30 protein-coding genes are annotated in these 25,982 nt (G+C 70.7%); 15 read left to right on the forward strand and 15 right to left on the reverse strand.

All coding sequences use genetic code 11. The features are described from left to right. The first annotated feature begins 19 nt into the window (after positions 1-19). Positions 20-595, forward strand: coding sequence for a cysteine hydrolase family protein (locus AC07BS_RS01285; protein ID WP_478929247.1), 576 nt, complete (start codon positions 20-22; stop codon positions 593-595). After that, positions 592-1,659, forward strand: a complete 1,068-nt coding sequence (locus tag AC07BS_RS01290) for an FUSC family protein (protein ID WP_478929249.1) — start codon at positions 592-594, stop codon at positions 1,657-1,659. The genes AC07BS_RS01285 and AC07BS_RS01290 overlap by 4 nt, the downstream gene beginning before the upstream one ends. A 19-nt stretch (positions 1,660-1,678) precedes the next feature. Here AC07BS_RS01290 and AC07BS_RS01295 read toward each other — a convergent pair whose 3' ends face one another. The 8 genes from AC07BS_RS01295 to AC07BS_RS01330 all read right to left on the reverse strand — a co-directional run bounded on the left by AC07BS_RS01295 (position 1,679) and on the right by AC07BS_RS01330 (position 8,217). Continuing rightward, positions 1,679-2,131, reverse strand: a complete 453-nt coding sequence (locus tag AC07BS_RS01295) for a hypothetical protein (RefSeq protein WP_478929251.1) — start codon at positions 2,129-2,131, stop codon at positions 1,679-1,681. A gap of 272 nt (positions 2,132-2,403) precedes the next feature. Further along, a complete protein-coding gene (locus AC07BS_RS01300) occupies positions 2,404-3,495 on the reverse strand; it encodes a Rieske 2Fe-2S domain-containing protein (RefSeq protein ID WP_478929253.1) in 1,092 nt (363 codons plus the stop codon). A 77-nt stretch (positions 3,496-3,572) separates the two neighbouring features. Continuing rightward, positions 3,573-4,589: a terpene synthase family protein gene (locus tag AC07BS_RS01305; RefSeq protein WP_478929255.1), complete on the reverse strand. Its 1,017-nt coding sequence runs from the start codon at positions 4,587-4,589 to the stop codon at positions 3,573-3,575. Positions 4,590-4,614: 25 nt separating this feature from the next. Further along, the gene (locus AC07BS_RS01310) at positions 4,615-5,250 is read right to left on the reverse strand and encodes an FAD-dependent oxidoreductase (RefSeq protein WP_478929257.1); all 636 of its coding nucleotides are present in this window, start codon (positions 5,248-5,250) and stop codon (positions 4,615-4,617) included. A gap of 32 nt (positions 5,251-5,282) precedes the next feature. After that, complete coding sequence (locus AC07BS_RS01315) at positions 5,283-6,008, reverse strand: FAD-dependent oxidoreductase (RefSeq protein WP_478929259.1); 726 nt, start codon at positions 6,006-6,008, stop codon at positions 5,283-5,285. A 139-nt stretch (positions 6,009-6,147) separates the two neighbouring features. Continuing rightward, a complete protein-coding gene (locus tag AC07BS_RS01320) occupies positions 6,148-7,329 on the reverse strand; it encodes a winged helix DNA-binding domain-containing protein (RefSeq protein WP_478929261.1) in 1,182 nt (393 codons plus the stop codon). Between the two features lie 7 nt (positions 7,330-7,336). Next, positions 7,337-7,495, reverse strand: a complete 159-nt coding sequence (locus AC07BS_RS01325) for a hypothetical protein (protein ID WP_478929263.1) — start codon at positions 7,493-7,495, stop codon at positions 7,337-7,339. A 2-nt stretch (positions 7,496-7,497) separates the two neighbouring features. Beyond that, positions 7,498-8,217, reverse strand: a complete 720-nt coding sequence (locus AC07BS_RS01330) for an NADPH-dependent F420 reductase (RefSeq protein WP_478929265.1) — start codon at positions 8,215-8,217, stop codon at positions 7,498-7,500. A 92-nt stretch (positions 8,218-8,309) separates the two neighbouring features. On the opposite strand from AC07BS_RS01330, the gene AC07BS_RS01335 reads away from it, so the two are divergent. Continuing rightward, positions 8,310-9,272, forward strand: coding sequence for a helix-turn-helix transcriptional regulator (locus AC07BS_RS01335; protein WP_478929267.1), 963 nt, complete (start codon positions 8,310-8,312; stop codon positions 9,270-9,272). 28 nt (positions 9,273-9,300) lie between these two features. Here AC07BS_RS01335 and AC07BS_RS01340 read toward each other — a convergent pair whose 3' ends face one another. Continuing rightward, positions 9,301-9,759: a phage tail protein gene (locus AC07BS_RS01340; RefSeq protein WP_478929269.1), complete on the reverse strand. Its 459-nt coding sequence runs from the start codon at positions 9,757-9,759 to the stop codon at positions 9,301-9,303. Between the two features lie 379 nt (positions 9,760-10,138). Between AC07BS_RS01340 and AC07BS_RS01345 the strand changes: the two genes are divergently transcribed. The 5 genes from AC07BS_RS01345 (at position 10,139) to AC07BS_RS01365 (ending at position 15,602) form a co-directional block, all read left to right on the forward strand. After that, positions 10,139-10,540, forward strand: a complete 402-nt coding sequence (locus AC07BS_RS01345) for a helix-turn-helix transcriptional regulator (RefSeq protein WP_478638771.1) — start codon at positions 10,139-10,141, stop codon at positions 10,538-10,540. Between the two features lie 53 nt (positions 10,541-10,593). Further along, entirely contained in the window at positions 10,594-11,004 is a 411-nt protein-coding gene (locus AC07BS_RS01350) for a VOC family protein (RefSeq protein WP_478638768.1), read from the forward strand. A gap of 117 nt (positions 11,005-11,121) precedes the next feature. Next, positions 11,122-13,509, forward strand: coding sequence for an ATP-binding cassette domain-containing protein (locus tag AC07BS_RS01355; protein WP_478929272.1), 2,388 nt, complete (start codon positions 11,122-11,124; stop codon positions 13,507-13,509). A 162-nt stretch (positions 13,510-13,671) separates the two neighbouring features. After that, entirely contained in the window at positions 13,672-14,901 is a 1,230-nt protein-coding gene (locus AC07BS_RS01360; RefSeq protein ID WP_478929274.1) for a GNAT family N-acetyltransferase, read from the forward strand. Positions 14,902-14,945: 44 nt separating this feature from the next. Beyond that, positions 14,946-15,602 (forward strand): HAD-IA family hydrolase, encoded by a 657-nt coding sequence (locus tag AC07BS_RS01365; RefSeq protein WP_478929276.1) that lies wholly within the window; start codon positions 14,946-14,948, stop codon positions 15,600-15,602. 69 nt (positions 15,603-15,671) lie between these two features. On the opposite strand, the gene AC07BS_RS01370 is transcribed toward AC07BS_RS01365, so the two are convergent. Then, positions 15,672-16,316 carry a hypothetical protein gene (locus tag AC07BS_RS01370; protein WP_478929278.1) on the reverse strand — a complete coding sequence of 215 codons (645 nt, stop codon included), beginning with the start codon at positions 16,314-16,316 and terminating at the stop codon, positions 15,672-15,674. Positions 16,317-17,174: 858 nt separating this feature from the next. Between AC07BS_RS01370 and AC07BS_RS01375 the strand changes: the two genes are divergently transcribed. From AC07BS_RS01375 to AC07BS_RS01395, 5 genes are all read left to right on the forward strand, one after another. After that, positions 17,175-17,372: a hypothetical protein gene (locus tag AC07BS_RS01375; RefSeq protein ID WP_368432979.1), complete on the forward strand. Its 198-nt coding sequence runs from the start codon at positions 17,175-17,177 to the stop codon at positions 17,370-17,372. A 172-nt stretch (positions 17,373-17,544) separates the two neighbouring features. Further along, on the forward strand, positions 17,545-18,087 hold the full coding sequence (locus tag AC07BS_RS01380; RefSeq protein WP_478638758.1) for a MauE/DoxX family redox-associated membrane protein: 543 nt from the start codon (positions 17,545-17,547) through the stop codon (positions 18,085-18,087). Between the two features lie 34 nt (positions 18,088-18,121). Then, entirely contained in the window at positions 18,122-18,679 is a 558-nt protein-coding gene (locus AC07BS_RS01385; RefSeq protein WP_478638757.1) for a TlpA family protein disulfide reductase, read from the forward strand. Between the two features lie 206 nt (positions 18,680-18,885). Beyond that, positions 18,886-20,691 carry an ABC transporter ATP-binding protein gene (locus tag AC07BS_RS01390; protein WP_478929280.1) on the forward strand — a complete coding sequence of 602 codons (1,806 nt, stop codon included), beginning with the start codon at positions 18,886-18,888 and terminating at the stop codon, positions 20,689-20,691. Continuing rightward, entirely contained in the window at positions 20,688-21,182 is a 495-nt protein-coding gene (locus tag AC07BS_RS01395) for a S26 family signal peptidase (RefSeq protein WP_478929282.1), read from the forward strand. Before AC07BS_RS01390 ends, AC07BS_RS01395 begins: the two co-directional genes overlap by 4 nt. Positions 21,183-21,241: 59 nt before the next feature. On the opposite strand, the gene AC07BS_RS01400 is transcribed toward AC07BS_RS01395, so the two are convergent. From AC07BS_RS01400 to AC07BS_RS01410, 3 genes are all read right to left on the reverse strand, one after another. Further along, entirely contained in the window at positions 21,242-22,078 is an 837-nt protein-coding gene (locus tag AC07BS_RS01400) for a hypothetical protein (protein WP_478929284.1), read from the reverse strand. Between the two features lie 103 nt (positions 22,079-22,181). Further along, positions 22,182-22,604 (reverse strand): hypothetical protein, encoded by a 423-nt coding sequence (locus AC07BS_RS01405; RefSeq protein ID WP_478638749.1) that lies wholly within the window; start codon positions 22,602-22,604, stop codon positions 22,182-22,184. Beyond that, complete coding sequence (locus AC07BS_RS01410) at positions 22,601-23,176, reverse strand: GNAT family N-acetyltransferase (RefSeq protein WP_478929286.1); 576 nt, start codon at positions 23,174-23,176, stop codon at positions 22,601-22,603. Before AC07BS_RS01410 ends, AC07BS_RS01405 begins: the two co-directional genes overlap by 4 nt. A 601-nt stretch (positions 23,177-23,777) precedes the next feature. Here AC07BS_RS01410 and AC07BS_RS01415 point away from each other — a divergent pair. Beyond that, on the forward strand, positions 23,778-24,188 hold the full coding sequence (locus tag AC07BS_RS01415; protein ID WP_478929288.1) for a GNAT family N-acetyltransferase: 411 nt from the start codon (positions 23,778-23,780) through the stop codon (positions 24,186-24,188). Between the two features lie 79 nt (positions 24,189-24,267). Here AC07BS_RS01415 and AC07BS_RS01420 read toward each other — a convergent pair whose 3' ends face one another. Together AC07BS_RS01420 and AC07BS_RS01425 are read right to left on the reverse strand one after the other, a co-directional pair. Further along, complete coding sequence (locus AC07BS_RS01420) at positions 24,268-24,756, reverse strand: hypothetical protein (protein WP_478929290.1); 489 nt, start codon at positions 24,754-24,756, stop codon at positions 24,268-24,270. Positions 24,757-24,764: 8 nt separating this feature from the next. Further along, the gene (locus AC07BS_RS01425; protein ID WP_478929292.1) at positions 24,765-25,268 is read right to left on the reverse strand and encodes a MarR family winged helix-turn-helix transcriptional regulator; all 504 of its coding nucleotides are present in this window, start codon (positions 25,266-25,268) and stop codon (positions 24,765-24,767) included. 95 nt (positions 25,269-25,363) lie between these two features. On the opposite strand from AC07BS_RS01425, the gene AC07BS_RS01430 reads away from it, so the two are divergent. Beyond that, positions 25,364-25,837, forward strand: a complete 474-nt coding sequence (locus AC07BS_RS01430; RefSeq protein WP_478929294.1) for an SgcJ/EcaC family oxidoreductase — start codon at positions 25,364-25,366, stop codon at positions 25,835-25,837. Positions 25,838-25,982: the final 145 nt, after the last annotated feature.

A 25,982-nucleotide genomic window follows, 5' to 3' on the forward strand; every position in this document is an offset into this window, starting at 1 on the left:
CTTACGGGAGAACAGACCCATGCGCACAGCACTCATAGGCTTGGACTACATCGTCGACATCACGCACCCGGACGGAAAGGTCGCCCGGTGCGCGCCCCAGGTGGCGGAACGGGACGTCGTCGCCCGGTTCAACACCGCGAAGCGGATCGCCCGGCAACGTGACTGGCCGACCATCCTGGTGAAGGTCGGATTCGAGGCCGGATACCGCGACCAGCCCAAGCACTCACCGGTCTTCGGCCGCGCCCACGAGTTCGGCGCCCTCGACCTGGCCGGCCCGGGCACCGCGTTCCACCCCGACCTGCACGTCGACCCCGACGACATCGTGATCGCCAAGCCGCGCGTCAGCGCCTTCTACGGCACCCGGCTGCAGCAGATCCTCTCCGCGTCGGGCATCGAGCGCGTCGTGCTGTGCGGCGTGAGCACCGTCATGGCCGTGCAGTCCACCGCGCGGGACGCCCACGACCGCGACTACCACGTCGTCATCGCCGAGGACGCGTGCGCCGCCCCGAGCTCCGAGGAGCACGAGGCCTCGGTGCGCATGCTGTCGGGCATCGCGACGATGACCACGACCGGCCTCCTCGCCGACCTCCCGTGACCGACCGGCATCCGCTCGCCACGACGGCGGAGATCTTCCTCCGCCGCGAGCCCGGAGCGCACTACCACTGGCGGTTCGGGATCCTCGTCGGCGCGGTCGTCGCCGTCCCGCCGGCCGTCGGCGAGCTCACCGGCTCCCGGACGGCCGGCGTCATCGGCGCCCTGGCCGCATGGTTCGTCGCCCTCGCGGTCCCACCGCGGAGCGCCCCTCGGCGCCTGATGTTCCTGGGCCGGCGCCTGCTGACGCTCACCGCCGCCAGCGTCCTCGGCATCCTCACCGGCGACCACCCGCTCTGGACCGCGGCCGGCATCGTCGTGCTCGCCCTGATGATCCCCGTTCCCGGGGTGACCATCACCCCCCTGGTCACCTTCATCATGGCGACGAGCCTCCCGCACGCCCTGACCGTCACCGCCTACGTCAGCGCGTTCCTCCTCGGTGGCACCGTGGCGCTGATCGCCCTGCTGCTGCCCGTCGCGGCCTCGCCGAACGCGCCACCCCGCACCGGCCCGGACGTCGACCGGCCGCGGCGGCGCATCGCCGACCACCTCAGCCTCGGCAGCCCGGACCTGCGCTACGCCACGCAGGCGGCGGTCTGCGCAGGAGCCGGCTACCTGCTCCTCACGGCACTCCACTGGCCCCACGCCGGATGGGTGCTCGTCGGAGTCCTGACGACGCTCCGCCCGTCCTGGGAGGCGACCGAGGCCCGGGTGGTCAAACGCGGCATCGGCATGATCGGCGGAGCGGCGACGGCCGCGATCCTCCTCCTGATCAGCGCCCATGCGGGCTACTGGACCACCGTCGCCCTCATCGCCGTCCTCGGCGGCCTCGCCCGCCCGTTCCGCCAGTACAACTACGGCTACTGGCCCGTCCTCGGAACCCCGGTCCTGCTCCTCCTGGTCAGCCTCGCGGAGCCCCTCACCGTGCTCGACGCCGCCTGGCGGCTCGGCAACAACATCCTCGGCGCCGCGATCACCCTGCTCGCCGTCACCCTCCTCTGGCCCCACCCCGCCCAGCGCCGCCCCGCCCGGCCCAACAGCCGCCCGGAACCCGGGCCTTCACCGTGACTCCGGGGTACGGCAACGGTCAGCAGTCGACCTTCGCGCAGATCGCATAGGCGTCGAACGCGCTGGTGACGTTGCTGTCGTTCTGGACGACGACGACCCACGCGGTGAACGCGGACCCCTGGGGGAAGGACCGGAAGGTCCGCACCTCCGGGATGAAGCCGAAGAACCCGCCGCCGAGGACCTTCTTGCCCGCCGGGCAGTTCACGATGACCTGAGCGTTGTCGTGGGCGGGGACGAGATTGTTGTCCCTGACGACCACCTCGTAGCCGCTGAAGCCCTTGCGCCTGCCGTCGTCGTCGTTCTGCCGGCCCGCCAGGGGGCTCTCGACGCAGTGACGGCCGCCGTCCCCCTGGTGCTCCACGAGGGAGCAGGGCGCGAAGGCCGGGGGCGGGGCGGCATGGGCGCCGCCGGTGCCCAGAAGAACCGCGGCCATGGCCGTCGCCACGGTCGCGGAGACGCGTATGTCGCTCACAGGAGGACCTTTCATGATGCTGTCGTCGCCGGAATCGCATCCGGCAATGACAGGAAAAGACGCCGCCCCGCGAGCGTCATCCGCGCTTGACCCGACCGGCCGTACGCTCCCACCACGCTCCACCGCCGGGCCTGTGCCGATGCCCGGGCCCGACCGGCCCTGGCGGCGCCGGCACGCCGATCCCTCTGAAGAGTGAACGGGGGCAGGACGGGTTTCCCACTGTGGCGGCAGTATGGGCCCGGTGGTCGGGTGCGTCCGCGGCCTGCGCAGGGTCACGCTGATGGCTGCGCCTCCTTGCCACCGGGGTTGGGAAGGCCTGGCTCTACGGGTGCCCTCGTTTCGGTGGCAGGGTGGCTGTACAGTTGCGCGGCCCATCGCCGGTAGACCGTGATCGGGCCGTCGCCTTTGGCCAGACGCGGGTGTTCCAGGTAGGTCTTGGTCTGCCAGATCGACTTGTCCTGATTGAGTTCTCGGCTGGTCCATGAGGATACGGGCCGCAGGAGTTGGAGGAACGCCTGCTCGATCCCGCTCTGCAGAGCTGCGCGCAGGCGTGGTGAGGAGATCCGCCGCATTTCCGGGCGCTTGAGTCGGGTTACGGAGGTCACTCGGAGTTTTCCGGGGTCGAGCGGCAGGATCAGCATCTCGCCGAGCATCTGGAGGTGGTAGCGGGGGATGGCGATCCGGGCTGTGATGAATCCCAGCCCGTAGCCGTCGACGTCCCAGTGCATCGTGGTGGCTCCCAGGAACGGGAAGGCGCGTCGGACCTCCATGGCGAGGTGGTAGCGGTGCTCGAAGAATTCCGCGGGAACGGTCATCCGGTGGGCCAGGTACCCGTGGAGGGGGACGAAGTGGCCGAGATCGTGGAGATTCTCGACGAACTCCTGTGGGTAGCTGTCGTATTCGTGGGTGCACAGGTGCGGCGGAGAGTAGCCCGTACTCGTGCCATTGGGGACCGCCCAATCGGGAGGGGCCTCCTCGGCGTGCCGCCATACCCAGATGACACCGTCGGTCTCGTGTGATTGCCGTAGTTGCAGGCTCATCCTGGGAGGCGGCGTTCCGTATCCGGTGGCCACACACGTTCCCGCGGGGTCGTATGCGAAGCGATGAAACGGGCAGACGAGGGTCTCGTTCTCGACGGTGCCGCCCACCCCGAGATGGGCACCGAGGTGGGGGCAGTACGGTCGTACGGCCCGCAGCAGACCGCTGCGGGTCCGGTAGAGGACGACGTCCTCCCCGGCCAGCCGCTTGCGCAGCACCGTTCCCTCTTTCAGCTCGGCGCTGAAGGCGACGGGGAACCAGCCGTTGGGGAACGGCAGCAGGATGGGCCGGTCGGGAGAGGTCGCGTGACCCGATGCTTTCCGCATGATGTCCGCCTTCGGTGTTCGCGGAGGGTGTTGGTCAGGTACTTCCGTGGTCCCGTGGTACCCGAGAGGCGGCGGCTTCAGCTGGTCGGCGTGGTGTCCGGCGGATTCGGCCGGCCAGGCGCGGACACCACCGGACTTGCGGAGTACCGACCGGATCGCTGATCCCAGTCATAAGCGCCTCGCATCATGGAGCGCAGGGCATCTGTGCGGTACCGGTGCAGGATTGCTTGTTGATGCTTGTCGAGAGCGAGCCGGAGGAACAGTTCGGGAAGCTGCTTCTCCAAGGTGAGGAACCGCTCAGAGCGTTTCCGGACCATTTCGGTGATCACCGCGGTCGTGCGGGTACGGGACCAGTCGTTTTCCCGTTGGAGTTGCAGGACGAGGTTGCAGTCCCCGCTGGCTTCCTCCTTCTCGACCGAGACGAGGTCATTGTCCAGAATGACCACTTCATGGGCTGTGCGGCGCATCCTGGTCAGCAAAGAACTGCGGTAGGCGTGCTCGGGAACCTCGAAGTGACCGACTCGTTCGGCCAGGTCGAGGACCGGGGCGACCCCGACGGTGTGGGTGCGCAGTTCCATCTGGTCGGTGAACGAGGGGACTGTGCCCTGGTGTCGGTTGGCAGCCTCGGTGACGTGGCCACGCAGGTAGGCGCGCCAGTGCCCCGCTGCGCGGCACTGCCAGATCGCTGACATCCCGTCGCGGCTGCGCACCCACAAGTCCCCGAAGGCGCGCACGAGTGGTGCGCGGTCGCGGGGTGATGGCCGGCTCGTGGGGGCGTCCAGTACCGCGGTGAGGGCGGTGATGAGCTTTCTGACGTAGGCGAGGTCCTGGCCGTGGGGGCCGTCGAAGTGGTCGTCGAAGAGGAAGTACCAGGTTTGCTGGTCGACGGCCAGGTCGAGATCGGTACCGGTCGCCGACGGGTGGAAGCGTGCGGCCAGTTCGCTGTAGTGGCCCTTGACATGGCATTGCTCGGCAGCGGGGGTGGGGAGCAGCCCGAAGGAGCGAGGCCACTCGAGGTGGCAGGCCCGGGCGCGGTCGAAGTCCGGGCTGATGCGGCTGGGGAAGGGGATGTGCAATGCGACGCCTTGTGGCATGGTTGCGCTCTTCCTGCGGGTCGGTCTATTTGCCCCTCCGCATGGTGGCCAGCAAGTCGCGGGCGGCGCGTTCGCCGGACGCGGAGGCGGCGTTGATGCTGGAGGTGCAGAAGTAGTCCCCGGCCAGCTGGATGAGGGAGTCCTCTCGTCGGCTGCGGGCCCGGAATTCCCGCATCGCCGTCCAGTAGCCGGGCCGGCTCTGCATCCAGGAGTAGGGCCACCGGGTCACATGGGTGAACAGCGTGTGGTCTCCCACGGTCGGCACCAGCGCGCTTCCTGCCTCGATCAGGCTGCGTGTGACCAGGTCATCGTCCTGGTCGATGAGTTCTCGGCTCCAGGCTGAAGAGGCGTAGAGGGTGACGAGTGCCTTGCCGGTCGGGATGCGGTGCGGAACCTTGTTGTGCTCCAGGCCGGCGGCGAGCACGGCGCTGTGACGTGAGTGCTCGGTTGCGTACACCATCGAGGCGGTGGTGTCGGGAACCCGGTCCATGGCCACGTGGAGCGCGGTCATGGTGGCATTGCCGACCTTGGTGGCCAGGAACTCCCGGCGCCACGGAGCGAGGCCGGTATGGATCTGTGCTGCCTGTTTGGGCAGGGTGGCGATCACGACGCCTTGGTAGACCGCGGTGTGGTCCGTTTTCTCCGCGCTGCTCCAGGTCACCGTGACCTCATTGCGGTGTTGTTCCACAGAGGTCACCTGCGCCCCACGGTGACCTCGAAGCGGCGGCCGAGGAGATCCGCGTACGAGGACATGCCGTGACGGAGGGCCAGGAAGGGTTGCCGTCGCATGAACAACCCGAAGGCGTACAGCATGCAGGCGGCTGAGACCTCGCTCGGCGCGGTGCCTACGAACCCGCGGACGACCGGGTCGACGAAGTGGTCGAACACCTCGTCGCCCAATCGTTGTCGGCCGTACTGTTCCGCGGAGAGACGGTCGATGCCGGACAGCTTGGACAGGTCCTCGACGTCCCGCTGTTTCCGGTACCTCACGAGATCACGTGCGATTCCGGAAAGTGCCAGCTTGCTCCTCAAGGAGATCAGGTCGGTTCGTGCTACATCACGCAGAAGATGCTCGATCGTGAAGTTGTGGGTCGTGCCGGCGGGATCGAGCATTCCAAGGAGTGATGAGGCCGGGATGAGTTCACTGTCGAATCCGGCGTCGTGCACGATGCCCATGACGCTCTCATAGCCCCGGATCAGCTGAGTGGCTCCCTCCTCGATGAGAAAACCGTCGTGGCGAAGAGTCCGCATACGCCCGCCGAGCCGGCTGTTCTGTTCGAACAATCGCACCCGGTACCCCGCCTGCTGGAGGCGGAAAGCGGCGGCCAGCCCCGCCGCGCCCGAGCCCACCACGGCTATTTCCTCCCGCTGCCCGGAGGGAGATGGGCTCAGAAGCGATGGGATCTCGTTGTCAGCCATTGCGTCGGCCTCCACCGTGACAAGGGCCCGGATGCCGCACGCACGTGGCGGCCGGACTCATCGATACGAGTGTGCGCTTGAAATGATGTGGAGGCCATAGTCGGTGCGGCGGAAAAGGGCCGAATGCTGGTGCTCAGTGTCAGTGCTGAGTGGCCAATTGTCGTTCCAGCGGCGTGCGGTAGCACGGGGTGACGCGGGTGGCGGCCAGGAAGGCCATCAGGCGCTCCGCTTCGGTCGTGATGGCCGTGCGGGCGTCGTGGCCGGGGTCGGTGAGGAGCTCGTGGTTGATGTGGCCGTCGGGGTGCTGGGCCCAGGCTCCGATGATGCGGCCGTTCCACCAGATGGTGGGGCCGATGTTGCCGTTGCGGTCGAAGAGGGCCTTGGCGTGGCCGGGGTCGAGGTACCAGTCGCGATGGCGCCAGCCCATGGCCGTGGGGTCGAGGCCGGGCAGCAGGGCCACGGCGGGTTCGAGATCCTCCGCATCCTCGACGTCTTCCGGCAGGACGTAGCCCGTGCCCTCGTCGAGTTCGACGGCCTGGGCGCCGGTGGCGGCCAGGGCCTTGCGCGTGTCGGTGAGGGTCCAGCCGGTCCACCACTTCACGTCGTCCACGGTGACCGGCCCGAACGCCGCGACGTAGTGACGGGCCAGCTCCGTCTTCGCCTCGGGGGCGGGCATCTCCAGCAAGGGGCGGGCCGGTGCCCAGTGGAACTGGGCGGAGGTCCACGAGCCGGCCGGGCGGTCCCGGCGGATGCGTCCCTCGGCGGCCAGCACGCCCAGGACCGGCGTACTGACACGCTGACGCGACTCGTACGACTTACCAGGGAAGGTGATGATCTGCTCGCGCAGATCCGGTACGTCGACGGCGAGTTGGGCGGCGGTCGCCCGGCCGCGGGCCGCGATGGCCTCCAGGGTGGCCTGCTCCACCACCTGGTAGCGGCGCTCGTCCCAGCCCAGGGCCTCGTGCAGGTAGGTGAGGGTCTCGGCGCGGTGGCGCAGGGGGTCGCGTACGGTCGCCGAGCGTACGGCCGGGGCCAGGCGGGCCGGGACGACGAACATGGTGCGGCGCATGCACCGTATGCGCTCCAGCGCCGGTGCGCCGTCGGGCGCGTGGTAGAGGGACTGGTCGATGGCGGCGGCGGTCGGGGCGTGCATCCGGGCCGCGGCGGCGAGGTAGACGGTGGCGGGGTCGGTGGCGTGCAGGCCGACCAGGGCCAGCGCCACCCCATCGGTCGTCGACTCCCGCACGGAGGGCGCGAGGAGATGACGGCGTACGAGGCGGGCGCGGCGCTGATCCGCGGTGACGCGAGGCAGAGCGGTCATGGGGGTGTCAGCGGGCTCCGTGGATGCGGAAGGGCTGGCCGGAGGGGTCGAGCATGACGGTCCAGTGCTCTCCGCCCGGCTGGTGGAGGGGCCTGGTGCACATCGTCGCGTGGCACATGATCGTGCCGTTCGGAGGGCTGTCGGGCCTGTCAGTCCTCGTGGTCATGGTCAGCGCACCACCTTGATGCCGAAGTGGCCGCCGAACTGCTGGCCCAGGCCGAAGCCGATGGCCGAGTGCATGTGGGCGTACATCTCCATGCCGCGGGCGCAGACCAGGGGGCCGAGGTCGAGGACGTCGGTCCAGCCGTAGGTCTTCAGCAGGTCGGTGGCCTGCTGCTTGGCGTCGGCGTCCTCGCCCGCCACGAACATGGTGTGGTCCCCGCCGCCGACGCTCGCCGGGTCGACCACGGTGGTCTGCTCCTGGGTGACGAAGGACTTCACGACCTTGGTACGGGGCAGGGCGCGCTGGATCTGCTCGCCGAGGCTGTCGACGTCGCACGGGTCCAGCTTCGGCATGATCCCCCACGGGGTGGGCCACGGATGCTCGGGCTCGTGCTGGTAGACGAACGGGACGGCGTAGTCGATCAGCGTCCTGCCGGCGAGCCGGTCGGCGATGACAGACAAGGCGGCCACGGCGTTGTGGCCGTCGATGCCATTGATCACCAGTCCGTCGGAGGCGGCCGCGGCGTCACCGAAGGTGTGAAGGGTGACGCCAGGGTGATCGGCGAGGAACTGCTTGAACGGCGGGGTGCCCATCATGTCGGGCTCCGTGCGGGCCAGCGTGGCCTCGGGGTCACGGGTGCCGACATGCACCTCGTGGCCGAGCGCGGCGAGCTTGGCGATGTGGGCGCGGGCACCGCCACCGGTACCGAGAACAGCGATTTTCATGGGAAACCTCCTGATTTGCGCCGTGCGGACAGATCCACCGTAGAGTCCTTTCAGGACAGGACCTGTCCTTTGAACGCGCCATCATGGAATCCATGACCAGCGACATGACCGCCCGCATGCTGCGGCTGCTCTCCCTGCTGCAGACCCGCCGGGAATGGTCCGGCGCCGATCTCGCCGAACGCCTGGAGGTGACCGTCCGCACCGTCCGCCGTGACGTCGACCGGCTGCGCGACCTCGGCTACCCCGTCGACAGCGCCCGCGGCCACGCCGGCGGCTACCGCCTGGCCTCCGGCACCGACCTGCCACCCCTCCTCCTCGACGACGACGAGGCCGTCGCCATCACCGTCGCCCTGCGCACAGCCGCCGGCAGCGGGCTGTCCGGGATCGAGCAGAACGCCCTCCAGGCCCTGGCCAAGCTGGAACAGGTCCTCCCGCGGCGGCTGCGGGGGCAGGTCGCCGCCCTCCAGTCCTCCCTCGCCGGCATTGTCTGGGAGGACAGGGGCCCGCGCGCCGACCCCGCCCTCCTGGCCACCCTCGCCGTCGCCTGCCGCGACCACGAGATCGTCGCCTTCGGCTACACCACCCGCGACGGCACCACCACCGGCCGCCGGGCCGAGCCCTGCCATCTGGTCGACTCCGGCGGCCTGTGGTACCTCCTGGCCCACGACACCGACAAGAACGACTGGCGCCTCTTCCGCCTCGACCGCATCACCGACGCCACACCCACCGGCCGCCGCGTCGCGCCCCGCCCGGTCCCCGGAGCCGACCCCGCCGCCTTCGTCGCCGCCCGGCTCTCGGCCGCCCCCACCCGCTACCGCGCCATCGCCACCGTCCACGCCCCCGCCGAACAGATCCGCGCCCGCACCCCCGGCCTGGCCACCCGGCTGAAGCCCCTCGACGACACCACCTGCCGCGTCGACGCCTCCGACGACCACCTGACCCGCATCGCCCGCACCCTGGCCGGCCTCGACGCCGACTACACCCTCGACGCCGACCCCGACGTGCTCAGCCACCTGCGCGCCACCGCCCACCGCACCCTGCGCGCCACCGCCTGATCCCGCGGAGCAGGACCGGGTGACGGATTCAGACCACCTCGACCGTGAGCTCCTCGTAGGCGATGGTCACCTTCTCCAACGCCGGTTCACCGGCCCCCGCGTGCAGCGAAGGACCCTGCCGACGGCTGGCCCACGCACGGTTCAGCCGCGCCCGGGTGACCGGCCTGTTCCCGCCGTCGGCCATGGTGATGGCGATGTTCTCCCGCGTCGCGCCCTGCCCGTCGTGGGTCTTCGTGATCCAGTCGGTGAACTCCTGGCTCCTTTCCGGCCCGCGCATGACCGTGACCTCCCCGGGGCCGATCGGTACAGGGTTTTCCACCGGATGCGCCGAACCACGGCTCACGAGGTCGCCCTGGCGCGACACCTGACGCACCTCGGCCACGTCCACGCCGTAGGTGAGACCGGAAACGCTCAGGACGGTCTCCACCTGGAACTTCCCCAGCTCGACGGAGAAGCGGTTGGCGGGCGCGCTGTCACCCGTGGCCATGAGGGCTCCTTCCCTGCGAAGACGACGGGATCATGCCTCCCCGCTCAGCGGCCTCCACCAGGACCCGACGACCACCGTCCATCCGTATGGCGTACGTGAGGGGGTGCGCGGTGCGGTCCGCGCCCACGGCCGAACGCCACGCCGCACCGAACCTGTGGTCGCCCAGCGCGGCCAACAGCGTGGTGAAGCCGGCGGCCACGAGCGCGAATGGCAACCGCTGGCCGCCCGCCGGCGTCGGCCCGCCCGCCGTCGTACTGGCTGAGGCCATGGCTGGATGCCAAGCGGACCCTGCGATCGCCACCCGGCGTCCCATTTCCGCAGGTGAACGGCAACTTTCGGTGAACGGTCGCCTGCGCCGGGCCGGTGGTAGCGTCGTTCCATGACCCCGGAGGAGCTCGCCAATCTCGCCCACCTGCGCCGTGCGCGGGATCTGATCGACCGCGAGTACGCGAAGCCGCTCGACGTGCCGACGATGGCCCGCCACGCGCTCATGTCGCCGGCGCACTTCTCACGGCGGTTCCGGGCGGCCTACGGAGAGACGCCCTACAGCTACCTCATGACCCGCCGCATCGAGCGGGCGATGGCCCTGCTGCGCGGGGGCATGAGCGTGACCGACGCGTGCATGGCCGTCGGCTGTACCTCGCTCGGCTCGTTCAGCTCGCGCTTCACCGAGCTGGTGGGGGAGACCCCGAGCGCGTACCGCGCCCGGGAGCACGAGGCCGTGGCCGCGATGCCCGGGTGCGTGGCCAAGATCCAGACCCGCCCCACCCGCGTCCCATAGAGAGAGCAGGATCGGAGAAGCGGGCCAGGTCGACGCCGCCTAACGTGGGCGGCATGAACATCGCACTCCAGTACTGCCACATCACCGTCAACGACCCCGACGAGGCCCTCGCCTTCTACCGCGACGCGCTCGGCCTCGAGATGCGCAACGACGTCGCCGCCGGCGGCTTCCGCTGGGTCACCCTCGGCAGTGCGACCCAGCCGGACCTCGAGATCGTGCTGTCGGAACCGCACGCCGGGCGTCCCCAGGCCGACGGCGACGCCCTGCAGGAGCTGCTCGTCAAGGGCGTCCTGCCGGTGACCGTCTTCAGCACCGACGACCTCGACGCGACCTTCGAGCGGGTACGGGCCTCCGGCGCCGAGGTCCTGCAGGAGCCCATGGACCAGCCCTGGGGCCCGCGCGACTGCGCCTTCCGCGACCCCTCCGGCAACATGGTGCGGATCCAGGCGCGGAGCAAGGCGTAGGACGCACGCCCCAGTCGTACACCCCCCCCGGTCGTACACAGCCAGGTCGTACCCCCGCCCCAGTCGTCCACACGCGCCCGACACCGGTCCGCCCCACAGCAGATGGAGACTTCCCCCATGCGCAAGGCCACGACGACGCGCACGCAGTCGCCTGAGCCGCACCTCGCCGACAGCCACGACCTGATCCGTGTGCACGGCGCGCGCGAGAACAACCTCAAAGACGTCAGCATCGAGATCCCCAAGCGCCGTCTGACGGTGTTCACCGGCGTCTCCGGCTCGGGCAAGAGCTCGCTGGTCTTCGACACGATCGCCGCCGAGTCCCAGCGGCTGATCAACGAAACCTACAGCGCCTTCGTCCAGGGCTTCATGCCGACGCTGGCGCGCCCCGAGGTCGACGTCCTCGACGGGCTGACGACCGTCATCAGCGTCGACCAGAGCCGCATGGGCGCCGACCCCCGCTCCACCGTCGGCACCGCCACCGACGCCAACGCGATGCTGCGCATCCTCTTCAGCCGGCTCGGCACGCCGCACATCGGCCCGCCCAGCGCGTTCGCCTTCAACGTCCCCTCGGTGCACGCCGCCGGCGCGATCACCGTCGAGCGCGGCGCCCAGAAGGCCGAGAAGGTGACCTTCAAGCGCACCGGCGGCATGTGCCCGCGCTGCGAGGGCCGGGGCTCGGTCTCCGACATCGACCTGTCCCAGCTGTACGACGACAGCAAGTCCATCAACGAGGGCGCGTTCACCATCCCCGGCTACACCGGGGGCGGCTGGAACTCCCGGCTCTACGCCGAGTCCGGCTTCTTCGATGCGGACAAGCAGATCCGGAAGTTCACCAAGAGGGAACTGCACGACCTCCTGTACCGCGAGCCGACCAGGATGAAGATCGCGGGCATCAACATGACCTACGAGGGGCTCGTCCCGCGGGTCCAGAAGTCGATGCTCGCCAAGGACAAGGAGGCGATGCAGCCGCACATCAGGGCGTTCGTGGAGCGCGCGGTCACCTTCACCACCTGCCCCGAGTGCGGCGGCACCCGCCTCGCCGAGGGAGCCCGCTCCTCGAAGATCAAGCGCAAGAGCATCGCCGACGCCTGCGCGATGGAGATCAGGGACCTCGCCGAATGGGTCCGCGGTCTGAAGGAACCCTCGGTCGCGCCGCTGCTCGCCGCGCTGCGGCACACCCTCGATTCGTTCGTGGAGATCGGCCTCGGCTACCTCTCCCTCGACCGGCCCGCGGGCACGCTGTCCGGCGGCGAGGCACAGCGCGTCAAGATGATCCGCCACCTCGGTTCCTCGCTCACCGACGTCACCTACGTCTTCGACGAGCCCACCTCGGGCCTCCACCCCCACGACATCCAGCGGATGAACGACCTCCTGCTGCGCCTGCGCGACAAGGGCAACACGGTGCTCGTCGTGGAGCACAAGCCGGAGATGATCGCGATCGCCGACCACGTCGTCGACCTCGGCCCCGGCGCGGGCAGCGCGGGCGGCACCGTCTGCTACGAGGGCACCCTCGAAGGGCTGCGCGCCGCCGGCACCATCACCGGCCGCCACCTCGACGACCGCGCCTCGGTCAAGACGTCGGTACGCACCCCCACCGGCAAGCTGCCGATCCGCGGCGCGAAGGCGAACAACCTGCGCGACGTCGACGTCGACATCCCGCTCGGCGTGCTCACCGTGATCACCGGCGTCGCCGGCTCCGGCAAGAGCTCGCTGGTGCACGGCTCGATCCCCGCCGACGCGGGCGTCGTCTCCGTCGACCAGAGCCCCATCAAGGGCTCGCGGCGGTCCAACCCGGCGACGTACACCGGGCTGCTCGACCCCATCCGCAAGGCGTTCGCCAAGGCCAATGGCGTCAAGCCGGCCCTGTTCAGCGCCAACTCCGAGGGCGCCTGCCCCACCTGCAACGGCGCCGGCGTCATCTACACCGACCTGGGGATGATGGCCGGCGTCTCCTCCACCTGCGAGGACTGCGAGGGCAAGCGGTTCGACGCGTCCGTGCTCGACTACCACCTCGGCGGTCGAGACATCAGCGAGGTGCTCGCGATGTCGGTGACCGAGGCCGAGGAGTTCTTCGGCACGGGCGAGGCACGTACGCCGGCCGCGCACAAGATCCTGGAACGGCTCGTCGACGTCGGCCTCGGCTACCTCACCATCGGTCAGCCGCTCACCACGCTGTCCGGCGGCGAGCGGCAGCGGCTCAAGCTGGCCACCCACATGGCCGACAAGGGCGGCGTCTACGTCCTCGACGAGCCGACCACCGGCCTCCACCTCGCCGACGTCGAGCAACTCCTCGGCCTGCTCGACCGGCTCGTGGACTCCGGCAAGACGGTCATCGTCGTCGAGCACCACCAGGCGGTCATGGCCCACGCCGACTGGATCGTCGACCTCGGCCCCGGCGCCGGCCACGACGGCGGCACGATCGTCTTCGAGGGCACCCCCGCCGACCTCGTCGCCGCCCGCTCCACCCTCACCGGCGAACACCTGGCGGCGTACGTGGGGGCCTGACCGGGTTTCCGGTGGACGGGGCGTCGTCCGGGCGGGCCGCGCCGAGAGACTCGGCGCGCCCCGGGAGCCGTAATTCGTTTGACCGGGCCCGCGGGTCGACGTTGCACTGTGGCGGGACACCACGAGTCGTGGTGCCGGCGATCCGGGGAGGCAGCCGCAGCGATGGAGATCCGTTCCACGACCGACGAGGATCTCGACGTCCTCGTCGACACCATCCATGCCGCCTTCGGGCTCTTCCCGGAAACCCCGGCCGAGGGCGGTGGCGGGACCTGGTGGTCGGCGCTCGAAATGGACCGCTGCCTGCTCGCCCTGACGGCGGACGGGCGGCCCGTCGGCACCGCCGGCGCGTTCTCCTTCGAGCTCACCCTGCCCGGTGAGATCCTCGTCCCGGCCGCAGGGGTGAGCGTCGTCGGCGTTCTGCCCTCGCACCGACGCCAGGGCGTGCTCAGCGCGATGATGCGGCATCAGCTCGCCGAGCTGCGGGCACGAGGGGAGTTCCTCTCCGTGCTGCTGGCCTCCGAGGCCCCGATCTACGGCAGGTTCGGCTACGGGCTGGCGACCTACGGGCAGCGGCTGACGGTGCCGCGCCACCAGGCCGCCTTCGCCGTTCCCCGGGCACGCGGAACGGCCGGCGCCCCGGCGATCGGCTCGGACACGGGCTCGGTCGAGGTGCTGCGGCGTGCCGAGTGCGGCACGATCCTGGAAGAGGTCTACGACCGCTACCGCCGCGCCCAGCCCGGCGCGCTGTCCCGGCCGCGCCGCTGGTGGGCCCTGGGCGCGGGGCGGCCCCCGATCTCCCCGGCGCCACGCTACGTCGCCGTCCACCGCGATGCCGACGGCGTCCCGGACGGGTACGCCAGCTACGCGGTCGACTCCGGCACCCTGACGGTCGACGAGACCATCGCCACCAGCGATGCCGTCTCCACGGCCCTGGCCCGGTTCGTCCTCGGACATGACCTGGTCACTCAGGTCGTGTTCAAGAACCTCCCGCCCGAGCACCCGTTGCGCTGGCAGCTCGCGGACTTCCGCGCCGGCCAGGTGAGCGACGAGGACTGGCTCTGGGTGCGGCTGCTGGACGTCCCGCGTGCGCTGACCTCGCGCGGCTGGTTCACCGACGGCGAGCTCGTCCTCGACGTCGACGACCCCTTCCTCGGCGAACACGACCGCTACCTGCTCACCATCCAGGACGGCAAGGCCGACTGCGGCCCGACGGACCGGGAGCCCGACCTGTCCCTGGACATCGGCGACCTGGGCGCGATCTACCTCGGCGGCACCGCCCCCAGCACGCTCATACGCGCCGGACACATCCGGGCCCACCACCCGGACGCGGCCACCTTGGCTGATGCCCTCTTCCGCGCCGAGCGCCCTCCGCACTGCCTCCACTGGTTCTGACCACGGGACCGGACCGGACGGGACTGCCAGGTACGCTCCCCACCATGCGATTTTCGGCCGACGCCCTCCTGTTCGACAGCGACGACACGATCGTCTCCATGCGGTCCGTGGCCCGCACCGTATGGAGGCAGTGGGCGGAGTCGTACGGCATGACCATCGAAGAGGTGATGGCCCGCGTACCCGTGCACGGCCGCCCCGCCACCGCGATCATCGCCGACCTGATGCCCGCCGACGAGGTGGCGGAAGCGGTCCGCCGCCTGGAGGACGCCGAGGTGGCCGACGCCCTGGCCGGCAACGTGACAGCGGTGGCCGGAGCCGCCGAGCTCATCGCCTCGCTCCCCACGGACCGGTGGGCCGTCGTGACCTCCGGAGCCCGCCGCGTGGCCGAGGCCCGCCTGACCAGCCTGGGGATCCACCCGAAGGTCCTCATCACCTTCGACGACATCACCCACCACAAGCCCCACCCGGAACCCTTCCTCCTCGCAGCCGAACGCCTCGGCGTCGACCCGTCCCGCTGCGCGGTCGTCGAGGACTCCCCGGCCGGCCTGACCGCCGGGCGCGCGGCGGGCATGACGACCATCGGCCTCACCACGACGCACAAGGCCGAGGACCTGACGGCGGACGTGACGATCGCGGACCTCACCGCCCTCTCCGCACACCTCTCGCCGGACGGGCACCTGGACATCACGACCGGTCAGTGATGGGGCGCTCGGCCCCTGGCGCCGGCGAGGGCGGTCGTAACGGCTGGTTCTGCTAGGTCGTGGCCCGGCTCACCCGAGGGGCGGGACGACCGGTGCCGGCACGTCCAGGGCCCGGGCGAGCGCGGCCGTGATCCCGGTGGCGTGGTCGGGCAGATGCCGCCCGGCCCATGCGGCGGTGAGCTGGACGAAGTCGGTGAGGTCGCGTTCGACGTCGGCCAGCATGAGGCGCAACTGGGCGACCGGCAGCTCGATGACAGGGCTGTCCTCTTGCTCGCTGTCGGCGGTCAGGCGGACCAGGTCGTCGCCGTCGCGCTCGGCGAGCGGGCTGGGGTCGTGGCCGAGGTCGAGCGGGCCGCCGCTGTCGAGGAACCTGAGCCAGTCGCGCCAGTCCTCCAGCCCGTTGCAGCAGCCGGGGAGCACGGTGACGCCGGTCGCGGTGTCGGTGACCCGTAGACCACCGGAGGCGAACAGGTCGTCCATGGTGAACAGCCCGTGGAGGAAGGCACCGGCCGGATCACCGGGTCTCGGCGGCCGGCCGTCGTCCTCGGGGTCGAAGTCGTTGCACTCGGCGATGCGCATCACCGCCGCGCCGACGTGGGCGGGATCGAGCGCTCCGCTGAGCGGCAGGTAGCCGAAGCTGTCGAACCGGGCGACCGGCCAGAGGGTGAACTCCTCGGAGGCCCGGACTTCCAGGACGGGGTGTATCTCGAACATTCCGGCAGTCTGCCGTACGCACCGCCCGCACTACCGACCAGAACCGGCCGCCACCCGCCCCGGTGGCCTCATATCGCTCCCTGGTCCCGGAACGGCACGTCACCATGGTGACGGCGGTCCGGCGGAGGTTCCGCGCGTCGGTCAGGGGCCCCGTATACGCACATGGCTCGCGACCCGGTCCCGGGCCGGACGTCCCCCTACCGGTACATGACACTGGCATCCAAGGCCGCCCGGACTACGAGGAACGACGCCGGAACGTCGATACCCGCGCGCCACGAACCCTCCGCACCGCTGAGCGGACGGCGAACGAAGTCCTGAACCGGACTTGGGTGGCTGGGCCTACCACACCCCGCACCGAAGCGGAACCACCCCGTCGGACCTGTGTACGAATGAACCGGAGCGAAGGCCGGAACGTGTCGCACCGCCCTCGGTCGGCATCGTCCGCCATGGCCGATACGAGTGGCATCCACCGACCCTGGCCAGGGTGCCCCCTCACCGGCACATCCGGAGGCAACGCTTCACCCACACCCCCGGACGCCGGAGGAACGAGCCGGTCCGGAGGGCCGCGGAGTGCTGGACCACCACCACGGCGCCCCCTGTCCCGGCCGGGCGCCGGAACATCGCCGGCGACGGACGAGGAATCCGGCAAGGCCCGCTTCACGCCACGCCCCACGAGGCCGCTCGTCTCGGCCGGAAACCGCACTATCCGTCGCCCTCCAGGCCCATGAGACTCACCGCCGTGAGCGAGGCGCAAGCCCGCCCGCACCGATCGATCCCGGGTCACATCCCGGATCCGATCCCGGATGTGATCCCGGATCCGATTCCGATCCCGCTACGGATCGAGTGAGGAGTATGTCCATGTACGCGAAGCTCACCGAACTGGGCAGCCGTCTGCTCGGGAAGTTCGTGCCCGAGGTGGACGCGGCCGCCGCCGAGATCCTCTCCTGCGGCAACTACCCGGCGTGCTGGCAGTGCAGCGAGAAGTGCGGCTACAACGCCCCCTGCTGGGCCTGCTGCAACTCCCGCGGCTGCCCGACGATCGTCTGTCAGTGCTGACGACGCGGGCCACCCGGAGAAGACCCACGCTCGCACCACTGCCTCACCCTTAGCCGGTTGACCAGCACCACGACGCCCCACCAGGCGTGACGACCGGCGGTACGACCGCCCCCGACCGGAATAGGAACGACAACCGGAACGACACGGCCGCAAAGCCGGAGGAGGAGAACCGGTGGGATATCTGGCGCTCGGTATCCGCTGTCTGATCGGCGCGGTGTTCCTTGCCTCGTCCGTCGGCAAGACGGCGGGACACGGGGCCTTCGACCGGTTCGTGTCCTCGCTGGACGGTATGCGCGTCGTGCCCCCGGGCTCGGCCCGGTCGGTGGCGCGGTGGGTGGTGGCCGCCGAGGGGACCGTGTGCGCGACGCTCGTCGTGCCACTGCCGGCGGTCACCATCGCCGGGCTCCTGCTCGCCGCGGGCCTGCTCGCGGTGTTCACGGCCGGCATCGCGCTGACCCTGCGGCAGGGCGTGCGGACACCCTGCCGATGTTTCGGCACCTCGGCGAGCCCTCTCGGGCCGAGACACCTCGTACGCAACCTCGCGCTGGCGGCCGTCGCGGTCACCGGCGCGGTCGCCGTGGCCGGGGACGGCACCACCGCCCCCGGCGGAGCCGTACTGGCGGCACTCACCGGCCTGCTCCTGGGCGGGCTCGTCGCCGTGCTCGACGACATCCTCGACCTGTTCCGCATGTCCCCTGTTTCGACGAACCGATGACCCGCGAACCGATGACCCCGGAGGAGACGACCCCATGCCCGTCCTGATCGCGGCAGTGGTGCTGGTGGGACTGCTCTGTACGTTGGACCTGGTCCTCACCCTGGGGGTGATCAAGAGGCTGCGGGATCACACGGCGATGCTGACCAAGGTCGCCGACGGCGGGGCCCCCAGCAGACCTCCCGTCATCAAGGTGGGGGAGCAGGTCGGCGAGTTCACCACCGTCTCCGCCGACGGCGAGGCGCTCACCCGCGCGTCGCTCTCCGGCGACACGCTCGTGGCGTTCTTCTCCCCGAGCTGCGGACCGTGCCACGAAATGCTGCCGAAGTTCGTCGAGTACGCCCGGAACGTGCCCGGCGGCCGTGAACAGGTGCTGGCGGTGGTGGTGGGCTCCGCCGACCGCGCGAAGGGACAGGTCGCCGAGCTCGAACCGGTCGCCCGCGTGGTGGTGCAGGAGGGCAGCGACACCGCCGTGACCGACGCGTTCCAGGTCTTCGGCTTCCCCACCCTGATCCAGGTCACGTCGGACGCCGCCGGGCGACCCGTGGTCGTGCGCAACAACGTCGACCTGGACGCGCCCGTCGTAGCGGCATGAGCGGGCCGAGCCCAGGCCCAGGGCCGACGCCCTGCCCAGGCCCGGGGCCGACGCCCTGCCCAGGACCAGGGCCGACGCCGGGCCCGGGGCCGGGCCCGACCACTGGGCCGAGCCCCCGCGCCCCCGCCGATGCCGCGGACTTCGCCCCCGGCCGGACCACCGGCCCCGCGGCCGTAGCGCGGCGGATCGCCGCGGCCGCCGCGCTGGTGGCCGGCGCATCCCCGGCCACCCTCGGGCTCTACCTCGCGCTCACCCTGATCGCCGGCGGCCTCCCCGTGGTCACCGCCTGGCTGACCAAGCTGCTCCTGGACGGGCTGGGGTCCCACGCCCCGCTCGCCCACCTCGTGGGCGTGGGCGCCGGACTCGCCGCGGCGGGCGTCGTCGTCGCCGTGACGCCGCAGGCGAGCCAGTACCTCCGCCGCGAACTCGACCGCCGGGTGGGGCTCCTGGCCGACGACCGCCTCTTCCGCGCGGTCGAGGGCTTCGCCGGACTGGGCCGCTTCGAGAACCCGCGCTTCCTGGACCGCCTCCGCCTGGCCCAGAGCTCCGGCGGCGGCACCCCCAACCAGGCCGTGGACGGGGCCGTCGGCATCGCCCGCGGCGCCGTCACCATCGGCGGATTCCTCGGCTCGCTGTCCCTGCTCAGCCCGTGGATGACCGTCCTGGTGCTGGCGGCGGCCGTGCCCAGCCTGCTCTCCGAGGTCTCCATGGCACGGCGCAAGGCGCGCGTCCTCTGGGAGATCGGCCCGGTCGAGCGACGGCAGATGTTCTACGGCGAACTGCTGTCCAGCGTCGAGGCGGCCAAGGAGATCCGTCTGTTCGGCATCGGCGGATTCCTGCGCGAACGCATGCTCACCGACCGGCGCACCGCCGACGCCGCCAAACGGACGGTGGACCGGCGCGAGGCTCTCGTCATGGCGGGGCTCCAGCTGCTGGCCGCGCTCGTCTCCGGTGGCGGCCTGCTCTGGGCGGTGTCCGCCGCGCACGCCGGCACCCTGACGGCCGGCGACGTGGTGATGTTCGTGGCGGCCGTGGCCGGAATCCAGGGCGCGCTCTCCACCCTCGCCAGCGAAGTGGCCCGCTCCCACCAGGCACTGCTGATGTTCGACCACTACCTGACGGTCACGAAGGCCGGACCCGACCTCCCCGTCCCCACCACGCCCGAACCCCTCCCGCCCCTCTCCCGCGGCATCGAACTGCGGGACGTGTGGTTCCGCTACTCGGAGGAGCACCCATGGGTGCTGCGCGGGGCGAACCTCCGCCTCGAACACGGCCGGGTCCTGGCTCTCGTCGGACTCAACGGCGCCGGCAAGTCCACCCTTGTCAAACTCCTGTGCCGCTTCTACGACCCCGAACGCGGCGCGGTCCTGTGGGACGGCGTGGACATCCGCACCGCCGACCCGGCCGACCTGCGGCGACGTATCGGCGCGGTGTTCCAGGACTTCATGCACTACGACATGACCGCCACGGAGAGCATCGCCCTCGGCGACCTCACGGCGCTCGACGACCGCCCGCGCATCGAGGCGGCCGCACGCCGCGCCGGCATCCACCCCCGGCTGGCCGCCCTGCCCTACGGGTACGACACGCTGCTGTCACGGAGGTTCTTCATGGAGTCGGACAAGGACGACCCGGAGACGGGCGTGGTCCTCTCCGGCGGCCAGCTCCAACGGCTCGCGCTCGCCCGCGCGTTCCTCCGCGACCAGCGCGACCTGATGATCCTCGACGAGCCGTCGGCCGGCCTCGACGCCGAGGCCGAGCACGAGATCCACACCGCGCTGCGCCGCCACCGCGGCGAACGCACCAGCCTGCTCATCTCCCACCGGCTCGGCGCGGTACGGGACGCCGACGTCATCGCCGTCCTCGAGGACGGCCGCGTCGTGGAACAGGGCCCGCACGCGGAACTGGTCGCCTCCGGAGGCCGCTACGCCCGCCTGTTCGCCCTCCAGGCGGCGGGCTACCGGGCGGCGGAGGGGGAGGGGGAGGGGACCGAGGTCGTGAAGGAGTCCAGATGAAGACCATGACGACGACCGCCCTGGCGGCGGCGGGCGGCGTGGCGCTCGTCGCCGCCACGCTGGTGGTCACGCGCGGACTGGTCGTGGTGACGGTACGCGGTGCGAGCATGTCCCCGGCGTTCGAGGACGGGGACCGGGTGCTCTTACGGCGCGGCAGCCGGCCGGCCGTGGGCCAGGTGGTGGTGGCCGAGCACCCGGCACCCGGCGGTACCTGGCCGGGCCCGCCCGTCCCGCCCGGGGCCGACGCGACGGCCGTGCACGGACGGGCTTGGCTCATCAAGCGCGTGGCCGCGGGGCCCGGCGATCCGGTTCCCCGCCACCACGTACGCTCCCTGGCCACCACTCCGGAAGGCCGTGTACCGCCGGGCCGGCTCGTCCTCCTCGGTGACAACAGCAGGATCAGCTACGACTCGCGGGAGGTGGGCTACTTCCCCTTGGAGCGCGTCCTCGGAACGGTGATGCGCAGGTTGACCCGGCAGGTGAGGCGATAGAGGGCCGGGCGCCGGTCATCCGATGTTCGCGTACTGACGCTGTCCGTGGTCGGCGCCGCTCAGCGGCCCAGCGCCGACCGCAGGGTCACCCCGTGCCGTACGCGCAGGCGCCGTATCTCCCAGATGGACATCGCCGTGACCGACAGCGGCCCACCGAGGAGGAAGGTGTACAGCACCGAGGGCGGGGCCGCCACGTCGGGGCCGTCGAAGAGGCTGAGGGCGAAGAGCGACCAGACCAGCAGCGGGGAGAGGAGGGCCGGAAGCAGCTCGTGCACGTCGCCGGTACGGAAGCACGAGTTCGAGGCCATGAACGCGGCGACGAGCGTGAAGCAGACGGCGGCGACCAGGATGAGCGCGCAGGCGATGCCGCCCGCGATGAAGAGGAGCGCGATCACGATCCCCGTGATGATCCGCCCCAGAGCATCGCCGAAGAACCCGAACAGGAAGTCGTGCGACCCGACGTCGGCGGTGGAGATGAGGTCGCCGCTGAGCGCGGCGATCATCAGCCAGCACACGCCCACCCCGAGCACGATCGCGCCGAGCGAGAGCAGAGGTCCGCCGAGGCGGCTGGCGTACACGCGGCTGAGGGGCGGGCGTGCCGCGAGGATGAAGAACAGGATTCCGACGAACCCGGCGGCGAGCAGGATGCCACAGCCGACGACCAGGTCCTCCAGCTTGCCGACTATGAAATCCTCCCGCCCCTTCTTGAGCGGAAACGCCATGACCAACCACACGGTGGCCACGAGCCCCAGCACCGTCCGGGCCACCTGGAGCGCGCTGACGACCGGATCGACGATGCGGTCGGGCCGGCCGGGGGCGGTCAGGGAGGAAGCGACGGTGACCGGATTCGGTACGGAACGGATAGAGGACGCCAACCGTTGCTGACGTGTGTTCACTTGAGATTCCCCCGAGAGGCGTACATCCGTGCGTACGCCGCACGGCGATGCGCGACACTTTAACCGATCATGACCTTGTCAAGATCGGGAGTCGCTTCGCCGCTCAGGAGGTGATCGGCCCGTAGGTGCCGTCCCGGAAGGCGAAGATGGTCGGCTCGGCGTCGTACTCCTCACGGAAATAGCCGCCGTATCCGGGCTCTTCGACGTGGGGTGCGAGCAGGTCCAGGACGGTGGCGATCTCACCCATCGCGTCATCGAGCCAGTAGTTGCGGCTGAGCAGCCCCCAGGAACGGAGTTCCCTGCCGGCCTCGAGGCCACGGGACTCGAGCCGCAGGGCGGCGACGTCTCCTCCGGGCAGGCGGCTGTCCGGGTCCGGGACCAGCAGGGGATAGGCGTGTTCCTCGGGGTCCAGGCCGACCGGACGCTCGTCGTCGAGCCCGAGATGCCAGCGCAGGGCGGCCAGGACCGGCTCCGGGGTGTCGTGGCGGAGGAAGCAGGTGAAGACGACTTCGTAGTGCAGACTCACGGTGCGCATTGTGCACGGTGGGACTGACACGGCGGCATGTCGTCCGGTGTGGGCGGTTTTGCGTAGCAGAGACATGGACGGGCTGAGCGGCGCTGGAGAGCCGCTGAGTGGGCGGCGGGATGTCGCCACACAGAAGCCGTGCAGGCCGCGCGGAAGAGCCGCTTGGTCATCCCGAGGTGTTCGTGCAGGGCGACGGCGGGTGAGTTGTCGGCGTCCATCATGAGCGCCGCGCGGCCGTACCGGCGCACCAACTCCGTCACCACGAACCCGCACACCGCCCGGGCCGGCCCGCGGCCACGTACCTCCGGCGCGGTGACCATACCGGCGACGAAGCCGCATCCCACGCCCGACCACGCGTCAGCAGCCATCGCCACGGGCAACCCGGCCCCGTCGACGGTCCCGGCCCACCGGGCCGCGCCGCCCTGCACCCCCGGTCGCGCATACGAATGCGGGAAGCAGCGGTCGAAGAGCAGCGCCGCCTGCCGTTCCATACGCTCATCCAGCCACCGCACACCCGGCTGGCGGATGACGGCCGAGGAGCGGGTCTCCATCCAGTAGAACGCGTCGACCATGCTGAGGGACGGGATCCGCTCGGCGAGCCGGGAGACCAACAGCGCATTGCCGAACGGACGGTACTCAGCCCACCGCCCGCGCGCCCCTGCGCTGTTCAGACCACATGCCCTTGGCCCGGCGCTGCTACGTCGATGTCCGCCGGGCTCTTGAGCGCTTCCACTCAGACCGGCCGGCGAAGGCTGTTTCCGGCGAGGGTGCGGATGCGCTTGGTGCGACCGCTCTCGGCGAGCATCGTGACGGCGACGGCGACGGCGACGGCGACGGCGACGGCGTGCGACGTGGCGGCTGCCTTGAGCTGGAGCCAGTCGGATGAGTCGAGCAGGGCCTCCGGCTGCCACGGCAGGCCGAGGCTGATGGCCCGGAAGAGGGACCATTCCCGTAGACGCTGGGTCAGGAGCGCGGATAGCCGCTCGTGGCCTGGGCCATGGACGCGGCCCAGGCCTCGTAGCCGGGCCCGTGGTGGAGGTCGGCGGCGCGGTGATCAGCCGGACGGATGCGGTCCCTGCTCGGCGACTTCTACCGCGACCTCATCACCCTCGCGCCGGACACCGCCATCGCGGGAGCGTGGGGCGACCACTTCCGCAGCGAATGGAGCCGAGCTTGACCACCATCGACGTCCGGCACTTCACCCACGACGACGCGGCCGAGATCCGCCAGACTCTCCTCGACGTACACGCCGACGCCTACGCCGACCGCGCCGACGACCCGTTCGTCCAGCGCTTCCCCTGGTTCGTGCACCACTGGCCCAGCCATCCGGGCTTCTCGTGCGTCATCGGCTACGACGGCTCCGAGCCGATCGGCTACGCGTACGGGGCCGCCGCCAACCCGGACCGCGAATGGTGGCGGGAGCACCTGGCCCCCGCGCCCACGAAGTCCAGGACGTTCCACGTATCCGAGCTGATGGTGCGGCCAAACGAATCCTGGGGGTACCGGAAGGTCGGCGAGCGCCAGCCGTTCCCCGACTCCCCGGTGTACGCCGTCATGCTCGCCGATCTGCCTCTCTCCGCCTGACGAACCGCACACCCGTCCCGGCTGAGAGGATTCCCGGGCGGGACCGATTCGCGCGAACAACGGAGAGCGCCCGCCGCGCTCAGTCGTCCGCGATCTGCAGGGCCAGCGCGAAGTGTTCGCCGTCCATGCCCGCCAGCAGGCTGTCGAACAGTGGGGTCAGCCCGTTCACGGCGCCGCATTCGGTGTCGTGGTTGGTCCACCAGCTGGCTTCCGGGCCGAGCAGGGACACCACTCGGTCCGCCGCGCGCTCGGCGGTCTCGACAGGTAGGTGCCGGTGGCTCGGCCAGAGCAGGTCGACGCCCGCGAGCCGGGCCAGGAACGCGGCGGCCTCGTGCGTTTCCACTGGTTCCAGCGCGGTGCAGATCTCGGGAACGGACGGCGGGGCGTACCCGGGCAGGAAGCGCCGCCAGGCCTCGTCCGCCGTGACCACGGCCAGCAGCGTACGGATCCGGGCCGCCAGCTCCGGCAGGTCGGGGTCCGGTTCCGTGAATCGCCCGGTCGCCACGTACACCCGCACCGGCGTGGACAGGCCCGCCATGCCGGCTTCCAACTCGCTCAGGGTCCCCATGGACGCGCTCACTTCTGTGGCGGTGTCGTGGTGCGGGCCCGGCCGCGGCGGGCGGGGGCGTTCGCGCGGATCTCCTCCGTTGCCGCGCGGAAGGCGGGTGCGGCTCGGGTGAAGTAGTCGAAGAGGAGGGCTCGCTGCTCGGCGGTGTAGTGCGCGAGGACGTCGGCGAGGTGGCGGCGGGCGGGGCCGACCACGTCCTCGATGCGCCGCAGGGCGTCCGGTACGGGTTCGACGATTACGCGCCTGCGGTCGTTCGGGTCGGCCGCCCGGCGGGCGAAGCCGGCCTTCTCCAGGCGGTCGATCAGGCGGGTGGTGGCGCCGGTGGTGAGCCCGGTCCTGGCCGCGAGCTCGCCCGAGGCCAGGCCACCGTGGAAGTCGATGAGGCTCAGCGCGTACCACTCCGAGGTGTGCAGCCCCGCGGCCTCCGCGCTGGCCAGGCCCTGCAGGCCCACCGCGTCCAGGTACTGGCGGAAGATCACGTGCTCGTCCTTGCCACCTGCGGTGCTTGCCATCGCCGGGACCACCTCCTACATTTAGCTGCATGGATGCAGATACTGCTTCCGTTCAAGTATCTGCTTGATTCTAGCGAGCGGGGGAGTGATCCGTCATGCAGGGACAGCAGGAGCAGCAGGGGCGGGAGCAGGACGTCGCGGCGGTGAAGGCGGTGCTGGACGGCCTGGTCGCCGCCTGGGGCAGCAACGACGCCGACGCGTATGGCGCGCTGTTCACCGAGGACGCCACCTACGTCACCTACCTCGGCACCTTCTACCGGGGGAGGGGCGACATCGTGGAGAGCCACCGCACACTCTTCGCGAAGTTCCTCAAGGGCACCAGGCTCGCCGACGAGGTCCTCGACATCCGCTTCTGCGGACCGGACGTGGCCGTCGTCAACGGACGCGGCGACACCTACAAGGGGCAGCGGCGGCCGGACAAGCTCAGCAAGGTTCAGACGTACACGCTGGTCCGGGGTGGCGACCGGCGATGGCGCGTCGCCGCGTTCCAGAACACCCGGCGCAAGCGGCTGATGGAAGCGGTGTCGTACAGGTTCGCCCCCGGCCTCATCCCGGCGGCCGACCGGTAGCCAGTGCGAACGTAATCGAAGGTGCCGCCGCGCCCTGACGTCTTCGTTATGAAGGTGAAGCGATGATCTTGCCTTCGAAGTGCGTCCTGACGGTTGCGGGCGCCGCCCAGTCGACCTCAACTTGAGTTGAGCCTTTTAGCGTTCC

Source organism: Streptomyces sp. NPDC044063, from assembly GCF_056434285.1.

What these genes read in the sequence shown, in the direction of transcription:
- AC07BS_RS01305 (WP_478929255.1), bottom strand. Translation starts at nt 4,589, where the DNA reads ATGCCACAAGGCGTCGCATTGCACATCCCCTTCCCCAGCCGCATCAGC.
- AC07BS_RS01330 (WP_478929265.1), bottom strand. Translation starts at nt 8,217, where the DNA reads ATGAAAATCGCTGTTCTCGGTACCGGTGGCGGTGCCCGCGCCCACATC.
- AC07BS_RS01360 (WP_478929274.1), top strand. Translation starts at nt 13,672, where the DNA reads ATGGAGATCCGTTCCACGACCGACGAGGATCTCGACGTCCTCGTCGAC.
- AC07BS_RS01325 (WP_478929263.1), bottom strand. Translation starts at nt 7,495, where the DNA reads ATGACCACGAGGACTGACAGGCCCGACAGCCCTCCGAACGGCACGATC.
- AC07BS_RS01285 (WP_478929247.1), top strand. Translation starts at nt 20, where the DNA reads ATGCGCACAGCACTCATAGGCTTGGACTACATCGTCGACATCACGCAC.
- AC07BS_RS01345 (WP_478638771.1), top strand. Translation starts at nt 10,139, where the DNA reads ATGACCCCGGAGGAGCTCGCCAATCTCGCCCACCTGCGCCGTGCGCGG.
- AC07BS_RS01350 (WP_478638768.1), top strand. Translation starts at nt 10,594, where the DNA reads ATGAACATCGCACTCCAGTACTGCCACATCACCGTCAACGACCCCGAC.
- AC07BS_RS01425 (WP_478929292.1), bottom strand. Translation starts at nt 25,268, where the DNA reads ATGGCAAGCACCGCAGGTGGCAAGGACGAGCACGTGATCTTCCGCCAG.
- AC07BS_RS01300 (WP_478929253.1), bottom strand. Translation starts at nt 3,495, where the DNA reads ATGCGGAAAGCATCGGGTCACGCGACCTCTCCCGACCGGCCCATCCTG.
- AC07BS_RS01340 (WP_478929269.1), bottom strand. Translation starts at nt 9,759, where the DNA reads ATGGCCACGGGTGACAGCGCGCCCGCCAACCGCTTCTCCGTCGAGCTG.
- AC07BS_RS01410 (WP_478929286.1), bottom strand. Translation starts at nt 23,176, where the DNA reads ATGGTCGACGCGTTCTACTGGATGGAGACCCGCTCCTCGGCCGTCATC.
- AC07BS_RS01370 (WP_478929278.1), bottom strand. Translation starts at nt 16,316, where the DNA reads ATGTTCGAGATACACCCCGTCCTGGAAGTCCGGGCCTCCGAGGAGTTC.
- AC07BS_RS01335 (WP_478929267.1), top strand. Translation starts at nt 8,310, where the DNA reads ATGACCAGCGACATGACCGCCCGCATGCTGCGGCTGCTCTCCCTGCTG.
- AC07BS_RS01315 (WP_478929259.1), bottom strand. Translation starts at nt 6,008, where the DNA reads ATGGCTGACAACGAGATCCCATCGCTTCTGAGCCCATCTCCCTCCGGG.
- AC07BS_RS01365 (WP_478929276.1), top strand. Translation starts at nt 14,946, where the DNA reads ATGCGATTTTCGGCCGACGCCCTCCTGTTCGACAGCGACGACACGATC.
- AC07BS_RS01320 (WP_478929261.1), bottom strand. Translation starts at nt 7,329, where the DNA reads ATGACCGCTCTGCCTCGCGTCACCGCGGATCAGCGCCGCGCCCGCCTC.
- AC07BS_RS01355 (WP_478929272.1), top strand. Translation starts at nt 11,122, where the DNA reads ATGCGCAAGGCCACGACGACGCGCACGCAGTCGCCTGAGCCGCACCTC.
- AC07BS_RS01385 (WP_478638757.1), top strand. Translation starts at nt 18,122, where the DNA reads ATGCCCGTCCTGATCGCGGCAGTGGTGCTGGTGGGACTGCTCTGTACG.
- AC07BS_RS01375 (WP_368432979.1), top strand. Translation starts at nt 17,175, where the DNA reads ATGTACGCGAAGCTCACCGAACTGGGCAGCCGTCTGCTCGGGAAGTTC.
- AC07BS_RS01395 (WP_478929282.1), top strand. Translation starts at nt 20,688, where the DNA reads ATGAAGACCATGACGACGACCGCCCTGGCGGCGGCGGGCGGCGTGGCG.
- AC07BS_RS01430 (WP_478929294.1), top strand. Translation starts at nt 25,364, where the DNA reads ATGCAGGGACAGCAGGAGCAGCAGGGGCGGGAGCAGGACGTCGCGGCG.
- AC07BS_RS01420 (WP_478929290.1), bottom strand. Translation starts at nt 24,756, where the DNA reads ATGGGGACCCTGAGCGAGTTGGAAGCCGGCATGGCGGGCCTGTCCACG.